At 73.4% G+C, this 13,862-nt stretch carries 8 protein-coding genes and 1 pseudogene; 1 reads left to right on the top strand and 8 read right to left on the bottom strand.

Going from position 1 to position 13,862, the window contains the following annotated elements; all coding sequences use genetic code 11:
- The first annotated feature begins 292 nt into the window (after positions 1-292).
- On the top strand, positions 293-1,510 hold the full coding sequence (locus OG715_RS31940) for a carbohydrate-binding protein (RefSeq protein ID WP_266273831.1): 1,218 nt from the start codon (positions 293-295) through the stop codon (positions 1,508-1,510).
- A 55-nt stretch (positions 1,511-1,565) separates the two neighbouring features.
- On the opposite strand, the gene OG715_RS31935 is transcribed toward OG715_RS31940, so the two are convergent.
- The 8 genes and pseudogenes from OG715_RS31935 to OG715_RS31900 all read right to left on the bottom strand — a co-directional run bounded on the left by OG715_RS31935 (position 1,566) and on the right by OG715_RS31900 (position 13,478).
- Positions 1,566-4,577 (bottom strand): ATP-binding protein, encoded by a 3,012-nt coding sequence (locus OG715_RS31935; RefSeq protein ID WP_266273832.1) that lies wholly within the window; start codon positions 4,575-4,577, stop codon positions 1,566-1,568.
- Positions 4,577-6,505 carry an HSP90 family protein gene (locus OG715_RS31930; RefSeq protein WP_266273833.1) on the bottom strand — a complete coding sequence of 643 codons (1,929 nt, stop codon included), beginning with the start codon at positions 6,503-6,505 and terminating at the stop codon, positions 4,577-4,579. Before OG715_RS31930 ends, OG715_RS31935 begins: the two co-directional genes overlap by 1 nt.
- Before the next feature lie 88 nt (positions 6,506-6,593).
- Positions 6,594-7,508, bottom strand: coding sequence for a hypothetical protein (locus OG715_RS31925; RefSeq protein ID WP_266273834.1), 915 nt, complete (start codon positions 7,506-7,508; stop codon positions 6,594-6,596).
- A gap of 366 nt (positions 7,509-7,874) precedes the next feature.
- Positions 7,875-8,756 (bottom strand): geranyl diphosphate 2-C-methyltransferase, encoded by an 882-nt coding sequence (locus OG715_RS31920; RefSeq protein WP_266273835.1) that lies wholly within the window; start codon positions 8,754-8,756, stop codon positions 7,875-7,877.
- 15 nt (positions 8,757-8,771) lie between these two features.
- Positions 8,772-9,917: pseudogene (locus tag OG715_RS31915) on the bottom strand (family 2 encapsulin nanocompartment cargo protein terpene cyclase); the annotation flags it as partial.
- Positions 9,918-10,234: 317 nt separating this feature from the next.
- Positions 10,235-11,812: an APC family permease gene (locus tag OG715_RS31910; RefSeq protein ID WP_266273836.1), complete on the bottom strand. Its 1,578-nt coding sequence runs from the start codon at positions 11,810-11,812 to the stop codon at positions 10,235-10,237.
- 105 nt (positions 11,813-11,917) lie between these two features.
- Positions 11,918-12,634: a flavodoxin family protein gene (locus OG715_RS31905; RefSeq protein WP_266273837.1), complete on the bottom strand. Its 717-nt coding sequence runs from the start codon at positions 12,632-12,634 to the stop codon at positions 11,918-11,920.
- A gap of 97 nt (positions 12,635-12,731) precedes the next feature.
- Positions 12,732-13,478: a DUF5995 family protein gene (locus OG715_RS31900; protein WP_266273838.1), complete on the bottom strand. Its 747-nt coding sequence runs from the start codon at positions 13,476-13,478 to the stop codon at positions 12,732-12,734.
- Positions 13,479-13,862: the final 384 nt, after the last annotated feature.

The following is a 13,862-nucleotide window of genomic DNA, read 5'->3' as shown; positions in this document are numbered from 1 at the left end:
CCGGGGCGGTTGACGGCCCCTCAGGACAGGTCTATACCAGTGAGGGCCTCGCGGCGGCCCGACCCCGACGCGGGGCGCCGTCGGCCCGGCGCGCCGCCCCCACTGTTGGCGCGGGTGGGCCGCAGTCCGCCGTTTCCTGGAGAGGCAGATCCCGATGGAACGTGCACTTCCCCCACAGCCGGACCGAAAGCCGAACCCGCCCCAGCCCCCGCACCCGCACCCGTCCGACCGGAGACCCCGCCGGAGCTCCCCCCGGAGGTCCCGTCGCGGCGCCCTCGCCGCCGTCGCCGGGGTGCTCGGCCTGGTGGCCGGCGGGCTGGTCACCGGCGGCCTGGTCGCCACCGCCGACACCGGCACCGGCACCGGCACCGGCACCGCAGCCGCCGTCGCGGGCGGCATCGGCAGCAATTGGTACGCCTCCGCGCCCTATCTGATGCCCGAGGACAACAGCCCGCCGGACGTCTCGACGGTGATGGACGCCACCGGCCAGAAGGCCTTCCAGCTCGCGTTCATCCTGGACAAGGGCGGCTGCGTCCCGGCCTGGGGCGGGACGTCCCCGATCGACACCGACACCACCATGCCCGCCGTGATCCGGACCGTGCGGGCCAAGGGCGGCGACGTCTCCGTCTCGATCGGCGGCTACGGCGGCACCAAGCTCGGCCAGACCTGCGGCACGCCGGAGGCGACCGCCGCCGGGTACCAGAAGGTCGTCGACAAGTACCAGTTGAAGGCGATCGACTTCGACCTGGAGGAACCGGAGTACGAGAGCACCGCCGCGATCCACAACGAGATCGGCGCGGCCCGCATCCTGCAGCGCAACAACCCGGGGCTGTACATCTCGATCACCACGGCCGGCACCACGGCGGCGGGCACCGGCTGGTTCGGCCAGCAGATGCTGAACGAGGCCAAGGCCCAGGGCTTCACCCCGGACAACTACTCGATCATGCCGTTCGACGGCGGCTTCAGCGGCGCGGCCGCGCAGACCGACGCGCTGGTGAAGTTCAACCAGCTGCTGCGCACCACGTTCGGCTGGTCGGAGGCGGACGCCTACGCGCACGAGGGCGTCTCGCTGATGAACGGACGCACCGACGCCGCCGAGTACTTCCGGCAGGCGGACTTCCAGGCGGTGCTGGACTTCGCGCTCGCGCACAAGCTGGCCCGCTACACCTACTGGTCGGTCAACCGGGACCGGCAGTGCCCGGGGCCGGTCGACCCGGGGCTGTCCGGCTCCTGCTCCAGCGTGGCGCAGAACGACTGGGACTTCACCAGGTTCACCGTCCGCTTCGCCGGGGCGACCCCGCCCACCGACCCGCCGACCACGCCGCCCACGACCCCGCCCACGAGCCCCGGCAGCTGCCTCGACCAGCCCTGGGACAGCGGCACCGTGTACACCAACGGAGCCAAGGTCTCCCACCAGGGCCACAAGTACCACGCCAAGTGGTGGACGCTGAACGAAGTGCCGACCGCGAGCGGCCAGTGGGGCGTCTGGGGGGACGACGGCCCCTGCTGAGCCCGTGACGGTGGGGCGGGCCGCACCGGCCCGCCCCGCCCGCCCCGCCGACGCGTCAGTCCGCGAGCCGCTCGCGCAGGTCCGCCAGGATCTCCGCGGCCTCCTCCAGCCCGTACGCCCGGCAGCGCTCGACGGCGGCGGCGAGCCGCTGCCGGGCCGCCGCCGGCCGGCCGAGGTCGGTGCCCTCGATCAGCGCGGCCAGCCGGACGGCCTCGGCGCGCGGGGTCTCGGCCCGCTCGCCGCCCGCCTCGTAGGCGGTGATCGCGAGGTCCGCCTCGGTCAGCGCCTCCTCGTAGCGGTCCGCCACCGCGTAGGCGCGGGCCCGCTCGTAGTGGACGGAGGCCCGCAGGTACCAGGCGTCGGCCTCGGGCTCCGCCCGCTCGCGCACGGCGTCCGCCTCGGCCAGCCGGGCCAGTGCCTGCTCCAGCCCGTCCGGGCCCTCCTGCTGCACGACCAACCGGGCGAACTGCCGCAGCATCGCGGAGACCGGACCGGTCTGCGGCCACTGCTCCTGCGCGGCGAGCGCCCGGGACCTGGCCGCGTGCGCGGCCTCCCAGCGGTCGGCGAGGGCCAGCGCGACGGCCGCCTCCGCGGCGACCATGGTGCGCAGGTGCAGGTCCTCGGTCCAGCCCTCCAGGGCGGTGGCCAGCCGCAGGTACTCCTCGGCGGAGTCCCGGTACTCGTCCAGCGTGAACAGGCCGCGCGCGAGGTCCAGCCTGGCCTGGGCGAACAGCCGGTCCTCCGGGCCGGCGGCGGCCGCGTCGGCCAGCACCGACTCCAGCACGGCCACCGCGTCGGCGGGCCGGTCGGCGGTGCTCAGCAGGTCGGCGAGCTGCAGCCTGGTCCTGGCCGCGTCCCCGGCGCCCGCCGGGCCCTTGCGGTCGAAGCGCCCGGCGGCCTCGGAGAGCGCCCGGATCGCGGCATCGGTGTCCCCGAGGTGGGCGCTGGCGTGCCCGGCCATCAGGTAGGTGGCGGCGAACGGGTAGGACTCGTCGGCCCAGCGGGCGGCCGCGGCCAGGGCCCGGTGCAGCACCTCCACGGCCTCGGCCTGCTCGCCGTTCTGCAGCAGCGCCTGCCCCAGCAGGCCGTAAGCGCGGGGCGTGTGCCAGGGCTGCCCGGCCTGCTCCAGCTCGGCTATGACGGTGCGCAGTTCCTCGGCCGCCTCGGTGATCCGGCCCTGCCGGGCGGCGACGTCGGCGGCGTACTGGCGGGCCACCGTCAGCCGGCGGACGGAGCCCCGGGCTGCGGCGGCCTCGCGGTAGGCGGTGACGGTGCGGGCGAAGCGCCCGGCCTGCTCGGCGGGCGGCTCCTCGGGCGGCTCGGGCAGTGCCAGGACGAGTTCGTGGTGCGCGGCGTAGGCGCGGCACTGGAGCACGACCAGGTAGTCGTCGTCGGCGAGGGCGGGGCCGCCGGGGGCGGCGGCCAGCTCGTCGGCGAGGGCCAGCGCGGCGTCCAGGGCCGCCCAGTCGACGGCCCGTGCGGTCCCCGCCGCATCGCTGCCGCCGGAGCCGTCCCCGTCCCCGTCCTTGTCCTCGTCGGAGGCATCCCCGTCCCCCGGGTCGTTCCCGACCAGGACGGCGACCAGGGCCCGGGTCCGGGCCGCCAGGGCCCGCCCGGCCAGCCCCTCCCGCTCGAAGAGGTCACCGGCGCCCCGCAGTTCGGCGGCGCCCTCCTCCCAGTCCTCCCGGTCGAGCGCCGCGTGCGCCCGCCGCTCGGCGAGTTCGGCGCGCAGCTGCCCGGCCGTACCCACCCGGTCCGGGTCGGCCGCACCCGTGACCTCGGCCTCGCCCCCGGCGGTGAACCGCTCGCCGATCCGGCGCCAGAGCCGGTCCGCGTCGGGGTGGCCGAGCAGCTGCAGCTCGCGGGCGCGCAGCACCAGCGCGCCGAAGTCCTCCGGCTCCGGCTCGACCTCCCGGACCGGCACCGCCGGCACGACCGGGACGGCGGCCAGTTCCGGCGCGGCCGAGGCCCGCACGCCGAGTGCCAGCGGCTCGGCGAGCAGCGGCCGTCGGGCGAGCCGGTCGCGGCGGCGGGATCCCACCGCCGCGGTGCCGTTGCGGGCGTCGAAGCGGGCGGCCAGGGCGTCGGCCTCGGTGCGCAGATGGGCGAGCAGGGTGTCGACGGTCCAGCTCCTGCCGGGCGGGCCGCTGACGGTGAGCTCGCCGTGGCCGGCCCGGGCCAGGCCGGCGATCAGCACCTCGACGCCGGTGAGGAAGTCCAGCTGGCCGCTCGGGTCGCCGGTGACGCCGAACAGGTCGCGGTTCTCGGCCAGGATCTCCAGCCCGCGCGGCTCGTTGCCGGACAGCGCGCAGAACTCGATGTGCTGGCCGACCGAGCGGACCAGCCCGCTCTTGCCGCGCGCGAAGCGGTAGCCGACCAGGTGGCTGGAGCGGGCCTCGTCCAGCCGGCCCTGGCGCAGCAGCGGAAGCAGCGCCTGGGCGTGGCTGACATGGGGCTCCTCGGCGCAGGTGCTCTCACCGCTGAGCACCGGCCGCCAGGCGTCCAGCGCGGCCGCGTCGTCGCCCTGGCGCACCAGGTGGGAGGCCGCGGCGCGGACCTCGCAGGCGTGGCAGTCACTCAGCTCGGTGCGCGGCCGGGCGGCCCACAGCTCGTAGGCGTCCTGGACGTCCTCGCCGATGTGGGCGGCGAGGTGGAAGCGCTGGGCGTAGTAGGGCTGGAGGCCGTGGCCGGCGGCGCGGTAGCGGTCGCGCATCTCGCCGTGCCAGCGGCGGACCGAGGCGAGCGGCACGTCGGGGGTGCCGAGCAGCGAGGTGGCGACCCACTTGAAGCGCCAGAACACCTGCTGGCTCGCCCACTCGCCGAAGCTGCCCCGGTCGGCGTCCCAGAGCTTGAGCACGCGGGCGAAGACCACCGGGGCCTTGCTCCGCTCGCCGTCGTACTCGTAGGCCTCCATGAGTTCCAGGAGGGCCATGGCGCGCAGCCCGGTGTCGTCGAACCGGTCGGCGGCGTCGACGAGTTCCTCGGCGGTGACGGTCCGGGGCCGGCCGTAGGGTCGGGCGTCGTTGTCGCGCAGCGCGGCCATCACCGCGTCGATGGTGTCCAGCATCACGCCTCCTTCTGCGGGTCCTGCGGGCCCTGCGCGCCGCCGCCGGACCGGCCGGCCGCCTCGTGGCCGAGCATCGCGTGGTCCAGCAGGCTGATGAACGAGCGGTTGAGCAGGGCGCTCTCGCTGGAGGTGAGCGGCCGGCGGGTGAGCAGCACGGCCTGCCCGTAGAGCGTCTCGACGGCGGTGACGGCGAGTTCGCGGTCCACGATCGAGGCGGCCCGGCGCACCAGCGGGTTGAGGTGGTTGAGGACGAGCTGCGCCCGGGGCACCTCGGCGCGCAGCGAGCCGAGGATGTCGGCCCACAACCCGTCGGCCTCCTCGGCGAGTTGGGCGCGGCCGCGCTCGTGCCTGGCCTCCCGGTTGTCGAGCAGCAGGGCGGGCGCGCTGGTCGGGTGGAAGCTGCGCAGGGCGACGTCGCAGTCGAACCGGCCGACCACCTCGCGGGCCACCGCGAGGAAGGCCGAGGCGGCGAGTTCGGCGGCCGGGTCGACGGTGTCCAGGTGCGCGGTGACGGTGCTGGGGTCGAGGTCGGCGACGGAGGTGCCGGGCCGGATCTCGGGCAGCCGGTGCACGAGGTCGCGGTCGTAGGTGTAGCCGCCGTTGACGACGCCGAGCCCGGCGGCGCCGGCGATCGGGGCGACCTGGCGGAACTCCTCGACGGTTCGGGTGACCAGGACGACCGGGTGGGTGCGGGCGAACTCGTCCAGGGTGACATTGCCGTCGGTGGTCTCGAACGGCAGCCAGGGCAGCAGCATCCGCAGCAACTCGTCGTCGTAGCGGGCGAGTTCCTTGACGGCCAGGTGGTGCACCGAGATGAACCGGTGCAGCAGCGCCGGGTCGCTGGCGGACAGGCCGGTGAGCCAGTCGCGGATCCGGGTGCCGAGCGCGTCGCGGACGGCGGCGAGCATCTCGTCGGCGTACAGGCCCTCGCGGGAGGCGGTGGGCCGCAGGCCGTCGGTGTCGACCACGCAGCGGACGAAGAACGCCCAGTCGGGCAGGAGTTCGTCGGCGTGGTCGGAGAGCAGCATGCCCTTGAGGTGGACCCGGTGGCCGGCCCGGCGCGACGGCGGGACGGCGTCGGGCAGCACGTAGGCGACGCCGCGCAGGCCGACCAGCGGCAGGTCCAGCTCGATGGTGTCGAGCGGGGTGAAGTCGAAGGTCGAGCGGCAGTACGCGGCCAGCGCCTCGCGGCGGGCCAGCGGGGAGCCGTGCCGCTCGGCCCACGGCGGGGTGTGGTTGACCCGGGTGGTCTCGCCCCGGCCGTCGACCACGGTGACGTCGTGGCGCAGCAGGCTTCCGAAGTCCCTGGCCAGGGAGATCACCCGGTCGGTGCGGGTCCACTCGGCGGCGTCGGCGCGGGGGGCGAGCCGGACGGTGGTGCCCGGCTCCGGCTTGGCCTCGGGCGGCAGGGTGCGGATGGTGTAGCGGCCGTCCGAGCCGCCGCGCCACTCGATGACGGGGGCGTCGGGGGTGGCGGCGGAGCGGGTGACGACGGTGATCTCGTCGGCGACGACGAAGCAGGCCAGCAGGCCGATGCCGAACTGGCCGATGAAGTCGCCCCGGGCGCGGGCGAGTCCGTCACCGTCGAGGCGGCCGTCGGCGTCGCGCTTGGAGCTGCGGCCGATGGTGGCGAGGAAGGTGTGGACGTCCTGCTCGGTCAGGCCGATGCCGGTGTCCGTGACGGTCAGCCCGTGGTCGGTGCGGACGGTGATCGCGGCGGGTGCCGACGGGTCGAGGGCCTGCCGGGCGGAGATGGCGTCGACCGCGTTCTGCAGGAGTTCGCGCAGGTAGACGCGGGGGCTGGAGTAGAGGTGGTGGGAGAGCAGGTCGACCAGGCCGCGCAGGTCGACCTGGAAGGTGTGCGCGCTCGTCGGGTTCTCGGATGGGGACACCGGTGGCTCTTTCGATCGCAAGGGCGGTTCGGGCATGGGGAGGGGCGGCGCGACGGCTCCCGGCGGCGGCAGCCTCAGCGGGGGTCGCGGGGCCGGGCGTCGCGGGACCGGGAGGCCCGGGCCCCTAGGGTGCGCAACGGTCGCGGTGGGTGCGGAAGTTCTCGGCCTCGTCGCCGCCCAGGTAGTACCAGGGCCAGTCGGTGACCACGTCGTCGAGGGTGGCGAACACCGCGCGGGCGAGCTCGCGCTCGTCGGCGAGCGAGAGGACCATCGCGAACACGTTGTGGGTGGCCCGCCAGTCGCGCCGGCGCCGGTAGGCGGGGTGCAGCACGGAGCGCAGCGCCGCCTCGCGCAGCGCGGCGCGGACGGTCGGGCCGGTCAGGTAGGCGTGGTCCTCGCCGTCGGGCAGGTCGAGCCAGTGCTCCAGGTGCGCGAGGGCGACGATCTCGCCGAGCGGGCTGCCCTCGGGGGCGTCGAGCATCGCCCGGCGGGCGAAGGCGTGCATCTCCTCGTGCGAGCCGCCCCACTTGGCGCAGAGCTGCTGCAGCCGCTGCTGGTGGGAGGCGAGGTGCTCGGGGTCGCGGCGCAGCGCGGCGTCGAAGCGGGCGGTGGCGATGCCACGGCCGAGCGAGGCGCCGCGAGCGCCGATCTGCAGGAAGAACCAGGGGGCGAGCCAGGACGGTTCGCGCTCGGCCACCTCCAGCAGCTGTTCCTCGGCGGTGCCGAGCCGCTCGCGGAAGAGCCGCCACTGCTCCTCGGTGACGTGCTGGGCGCGCTGCCCGGTGCGGGCCTCCCAGCCCCAGGCGATGTGCCGGGCGCCGGAGAACAGCAGCAGCAGGGTGTCCTCGGGACGCTCGGCGACGGCGCCGACCAGCCAGCGCTCGGTGCCCTCGACGGAGGAGAGCCGGTGGAGCAGCCAGGTCAGCTCGGCGTCGTCCTCGATCTCGGCGAGGACGGAGCCGACCGCGTTCCAGTCGCCCGCGTCGGCGAGGGCGCGCAGCCGGCGCAGCTCCTCGTCGCCGTGGGAGAGGTCGAGCACCGGGGTGAGGCCGCGCGGCGCCTTCCGCCCGAGGCCGCGGCTCCGACGGCCGGCCGGACCCGCCGGGGCGTCATCGGCTGATCGGCGTCGGAAAAAGGACATGGTGCGGCCCCCCTGAGACCTCGTCGACCGGGACGGTCAGCGGTTTCGTTCGTATGGCCTCGCAGTGGCCACTCGGATGCACTGCATATCACGCGCCTCCGACATCCCGATGACCAGCCCTGTTCCCGGACGCCCCCGAACGCTCCCCGGACGACCCCGGACGACCCCGGACGCCGCCGGACGCCGCCGGGCGACCCCGGACGCACGGGACCCGGCCCGCCGCCGTGCGGCCGGGCCGGGTCCTCGCCGTGCGGCGACGCGGGGTCAGACCCGGTCGGCGGCGATCAGCAGGTACTGGAAGGAGCCGTCCTTGTAGGAGTTGATGAACGCCTCCTCGATGCCGGTCACCAGCGACGGCACGGTGGCGCGCAGCTCCCAGTACGGCAGGGTGGCCGCGGTGAGGTCGATGACCGCGTTCGGCACCAGGCGGTTGTCGGCCATCGCCTTGAAGTACTCGCGGCGGGAGTGGATGTTGCACTCGAAGTGGGCGTTGATCTGCGAGACCCACTTCGAGGGCTGGCCGTAGGTCGGGTTCCAGCAGCCGGTGATGGTGACGTAGCGGCCGCCGACCGACAGGATCCGGGAGTGCTCGCCGAGCAGGTCCTCCAGGTCCACGTACATGCTGGACTCGTTGTTCCAGGACGCCCGGACGCTGCCGGTCTCGAACGGCATGTCCAGCATGTTGCGGACCTGGGCGCGCACCGAGCCGTCGATGCCGAGTTCCTTGGCCCGCCGGTTGCCGAACTCGGCCTGCTTGGCGGACAGGGTGACGCCCTCGACCTTGCAGCCGAAGCGCTGGTGGGCCATCACCATGGAGCCGCCGCGACCGCAGCCCGCGTCGACCAGGGTGTGCTCGGGGCGGATGTCACCGAGGTTGTCCAGCAGGACGTCGGTCTGCGCGGACTCCAGCCGGTGCAGCTCGGCGACGAGCTTCTTCTCGCGCTCGCTGTCGTCCGGCGCGCCCAGCGCGGCCTGGTCGACCGCGCCGATGCCGTAGTGGTGGTGGTAGAGGCCGTCGACGTCGCCGAGGCGTAGGTTCACCGGCCGGGCCTCGTGATCCCAGTAGCGGGCGATGTCGCCCTGGTACGGGGTGGCCGGACCAGGGACGGCGGTGCGGTTCACGGGGGTGGTGTCGGTGACGGACACGGTTCAGCTCCTTGGTTACCAGAAGTCGGGCAGGCTGTAACGGAAGGTGTTGGTCTGGTGCCAGTTGTGGTTGCCGTCGACCCACGCGGCGACGCCGCGCAGGAAGCGCACCACGACCGGGACGGGGCAGGTGGCGGCGAGTGCGGCCGCCTCCGCCTCGAAGGCGTGCATGAGCTCGTTGTGCACCTCGACGGCCTTGAGGTAGCCGGCGCGGTGGTCGACGCCCTCGCGCTCGGAGATCACCACCGGAAGGTTCAGGTGGACGCCGGGCGAGCGGAGCTCCTTGGTGTACGAGTAGAGGTCGTTCACGATGGTGGTGGCGTTCGAGGCCAGCGCGATGACCCGCTGCATGCCCGGACGGGCGTGCAGGTCGGCGGGCAGCTCGTAGCCGCCGACGGTGTCGGTGATGGTCGGGCAGGGGCGGAAGTTGTTGAACTGACGCATCGCCAGGTACTCCCACACCTCCGGGACGTACTCCTCCTGGGCCCAGGCACCCTCGGCGAGGTACCCGAGGTGCAGCCGCGCCATGTCGTGCCGGAACCGGTCCGACTGGGCGGCGGTGGCGCTGCGGTCGAAGTGCTCCATCGCCGAGCGGTAGGCGCGCCGGGGCGCGTCCGCCGCCAGGGACTCCGCCCAGGCGCCCTGGTACTCGGCGGTGGTGTGCACCGGGTCGAGCGCGGTGTGGGCGAGCAGCAGCCGGCTGCCGAGGCCGATCGGCGAACCGCCGTGGTCCTCGCAGTAGTAGTCGTCGACGGCGTTCTCGGCGACCATCAGCCGGGTGGCGATCATGACGTGGTCGACGCTGGGCGCGTCGGGGTGGCAGCCGACCATGTAGCGGCTGACCGAGAAGCCGTCGAACTCCTCCTCGTAGTCCGGCGGGAAGAGCTCCACCTCCTCGGTCCACAGCTTGATCCGCCGGCTCACCTCGTCGACCCGCGCCTGGTCCGGCTCGGCGACGGGGTGGAAGTACAGGCCGGGGATCGGGTCGCCGACACCCGACTTCGCCGATGCCGCGGGAGTCGCCGACTCCGGTGCGGCAGAAGGTTCCTGACGTGGCGTCAGACTCAGTCCGGCCGTGCCCAGCCCGCTCGGTCCGCGGAGGATCTGCTCCAGCGCCGTGCCGCTCATGACCGCACCGCCGCCCTGCGGCCGGGGTGCGGGTGGTGCGACGTCTGCGGTGTCTCGCTGCTCGTGGCCACGGGCATGGGAGAACCTTCCTCTGTGAAGGGGGACACGTCAGGACGGGCCGTCGCCTCGTCCGAAGAAGGGGATCTCCACATGCGGCGGGCCCCGTCTCGCTTGCTGCCCAACCGTAGGCGTGGCGGAACGATCTGAGCCGCTTCGCATGATCCTGTGCACTCGAAAGGGTGAACGTGTGCATGTGTTGCGTTTGAAACCGCGCATCAGATGATCGGTTCGGACCTGCCCCTCCGGGGAGGCCCGCGGACCGCCCTCCGGAGCGGGGCAGGTCGGGGGCCTCAGCCCCGCGGGGCGTCGGCCGGGTCCGCCGCCTCCACCGGGACGTCCGGGTGCCGGAACCACGAGCCGTCGACCGCCCACTGGACCAGCATCAGCACCACGCCGAGCAGCAGCGCCCCGATGCCGATCACGGTCACCCCGCCGGTCTCCCCGAACAGCGGCAGGTCGATCGAGGTCGAACCGTAGTCCGGGTCGGCGTAGACGTCGAAGGCCCCGTAGCAGAAGAAGTACAGCAGCAGCAGGCCGCCGAGCAGCGGCATCAGGCCCTTGAAGACGAAGTCCCGCACACTCCGGGTGAGCACCCTGCGGTAGTACCAGACACAGGCGAAGCCGGTCAGGCCGTAGTAGAAGGCGATGGCCAGGCCGACCGAGGCGATCGAGTCGGCGAGCACGTTCCCGCTGATCGCGGTGAGCAGCACGTAGAACGCGATCGACGCCAGGCCCATGGCGATCGTGGACCAGGTCGGGGTGCGGTGGCGCGGGTGCACCCGGGCGAACTGACGGGGGACGGCCCGGTGCGCGGCCATCGAGAAGGTGGTCCTGGCGGTCGGCAGGATGGTGGTCTGGGTCGAGGCCGCAGAGGAGGTCAGCACCATGAAGATGAGGAGTTTGGTCAGGAACCAGCCGAGGCCCGCACTGCCGAACACCGCGCCGCCGAGCGAGGACAGCACGTCCCCGACGTTGTCCTCGTTGCCCAGTCCGATGCCGTCCGTCCCGATACCCGCGAAGGCCTGCGCCGAGGTGGCGACCAGGGCGTAGATGATCAGCAGCAGGACTGTGGAGATGACGGCGGCCCGCCCCGGGGTGCGCGCCGCGTCCTCGGTCTCCTCGTTCACGGACACGGCGGTGTCCCAGCCCCAGTAGATGAAGACGGCGGCCAGGATGCCCGCGGTGAAGGCCGTCGTGGAGGTCACCTCGAACGGGTTGAACCACGATCCGCTGATCCGGATCGCCGTGTCCGGGGGGTGGTCCCCGTACACCTTGACCAGGGCCGTGATGGCGAGCAGCACCAGCATCACGACCTCGATGCACAGCAGCCAGCGCTGCAGGGCGGCCGAGATCTCGATGCCGACGTAGCAGATCGCCGTCATCACGATGATCCAGACCACCCCAGCGATCGTGGTCCAGACGGTGCTCTCGGCCAGGCCGTCGAAGCCGAACAGCTGGAAGCCGTAGACGCCGGCGATCTGGGCGAGGTTCGCCATCACGATGATGTCCGCGATCACGATGCCCCAGCCGCCCATCCACCCCGTGCGCGGCCCGAAGGCCCGCGCGCCCCAGGTGAACGTGGTGCCGCAGTCCGGGTCGGAGGCGTTGAGCTCCTTGTAGGCGTACGCGATCAGCAGCATCGGGACGAAGGCCAGGATGGTGATGATCGGCGCCTGCAGGCCGACCCCGACCACGATGATGCCGAGCGTCGCGGCCAGGCTGTAGGCCGGGGCGGTGCTCGCCAGGCCGATGGCGACCGAGGAGACCAGGCCGAGGGCACCGGTCTTCAGGCCCTTCTCACCGGCACGGGAACTGACGACAGTGGGTGCGGCGGGCGGCGGAGTGTGTCCGCCGTGGGGTTCCGGCACGTTTCCCACCCCCTGATCCTGCACGCAGAGGTACTGACGGGGTCGATGAGATCAGCGTACGCCCGTGAGCCGTTCCCTTCCTGGCCGGTGTCCGCCCGGTCACGGTCAGCGGTGTTCGGGGTTCTCGAAGTCGAAGCGGCAGCCCGCGTCCCACTCGGAACGCTGGTTGCCGTGGGCCGGGATCCCGCCCGCGTCCTTGATCATCCGGGCGAGGTGGAGCAGGTTCCAGGTCATGAAGGTGGCGTTGCGGTTGGTGAAGTCGTTCTCCGGCCCGCCCGAGCCCGCGTCCAGGTAGGACGGTCCCGGACCGGCCTCCCCCACCCACCCCGCGTCGGCCTGCGGCGGGATCACGTACCCGAGGTGCTGAAGGCTGTAGAGCACGTTCATCGCGCAGTGCTTCGCACCGTCCTCGTTCCCGGTGATCAGACAGCCGCCGACCCGGCCGTAGTACGCGTACTGGCCGTGCTCGTTCAGGATCGACGAGCAGGAGTACAGCCGTTCGATCACCTGCTTCATCACCGAGGAGTTGTCGCCGAGCCAGACCGGCCCGGCCAGCACCAGGATGTCGGCGGCCATCACCCGGCTGTAGAGCACCGGCCAGTCGTCGGTCTCCCAGCCGTGCTCGGTCATGTCCGGCCAGACCCCGGTGGCGAGGTCGTGGTCGACCGCGCGGACCACGTCCACCCGCACGCCCTGGCGCTCCAGGATCCCGGTGCTGACGTCGATCAGCCCCTGGGTGTGGCTGCGCTCGGGCGAGCGCTTGAGCGTGCAGTTGACCACCATGGCGGTCAGATCGTCGTACCGGGCGGGCGAGGAGGACATCGGCGGCCTTTCCAGGTCCTTCGACGGGTCGGGTCACCCACCACTCCACCCCGGGCCGGCGCCGACCGCCCGCCGGGATCCGCCGACCGGGCCCGCCTCACGCCCTCCCGAACGGCCCCGACTCCGCCTCCGTCTCCGGGGTCGGGACCGGGATCGGGGTGACCAGCATCCGCCCGGCCAGCGCGGTGCCCGCCGTGACGGCGGCAAGGGTGGCGTCGAACAGCGGCCGGATATTGCGCTGGTGCCAGAGCGACAGCGTGGCGGCCCAGGCGGCCTCCCTGGCCCGGGCGGTCGAGAACGCCCCCACCAGATGGCGCAGCGGCTCGGCCGCCCCGGCCGCGACCCCGGCGATCCGCTGCTCGAACCCGGCCCGCTCCTCCGCCTCCGCCCGCACCAGCAGCTCACCGACCAGGACGTAGTCCTCCTGCACCGGCGGGGTGTCGGGCGTGGTGCGGCGCTCGATGCAGGTCTCGACGACGGCCAGCGGCAGATCGTGGCAGAGGTGGGCGTTGGTCCCGGCGAAGGCGAACTGCACCGGCCACACCCTCCGGTCGTCCCGCGCGTCGACCAGCGGCTGCCAGGCGTCGCCGACCTCCCGGCCCGCCCCGGCGGCGTCCAGCACGTCGAAGTACTGGTTGGCCAGCAGGACCCCGAGCCGCTCGACGAACGCCGGGTCCCGGACCTCACCGGCCGCGATCCGCCGCTCCACCAGCGCGGCCACCCGCAGGTGCATCCGGTTGAAGCAGGCGATCCCGTCACCGGGGTCCAGCCGCGCCCCGATCGCCCGCATCCGCTCGACGACCTCGTCGGCACTCTGCGCGGGCCTGGCGTGTGACTGAGCCATGGGGGCGGTCCTTCCGTCGCGGTTCTCCGGCTGTCACCTATACACACCGCCACCGCCCCTGGTCCGCCGCCCCGGTGGACGCCCCACCACCGTCACCCGATCCGATGAGTCGGCCGCCCCGGCCGGGGGTGGACCGGCCGGCAGTCGGGCGAGGAGCGGAGAAGGGAGGAGAGGTCGCTGCGCCTCCAGAACCGGGCGTGGGCCCGCACAGAAGGAACTCCGCGGCGGACCCTTCGACCGGTCCGTCCCGGCCGGGATCCCCGATCTCCGGCGCCGGGGTACAACTGCCGTGCGGGGCAGTCTCCTTCCGGCGGCGTACACGAGTACCTCCCGGGGCCGAGAGGCCGGTCCTCAGTCAGGGCGACGATCCGGCGGCGGGCAGCC

This window comes from Kitasatospora purpeofusca (assembly GCF_036010405.1).
In the GTDB taxonomy this organism is placed as follows: domain Bacteria; phylum Actinomycetota; class Actinomycetes; order Streptomycetales; family Streptomycetaceae; genus Kitasatospora; species Kitasatospora purpeofusca.
Note: the sequence above shows the minus strand (reverse complement) of the source record. Positions and strands in the feature narration are given on the sequence as shown.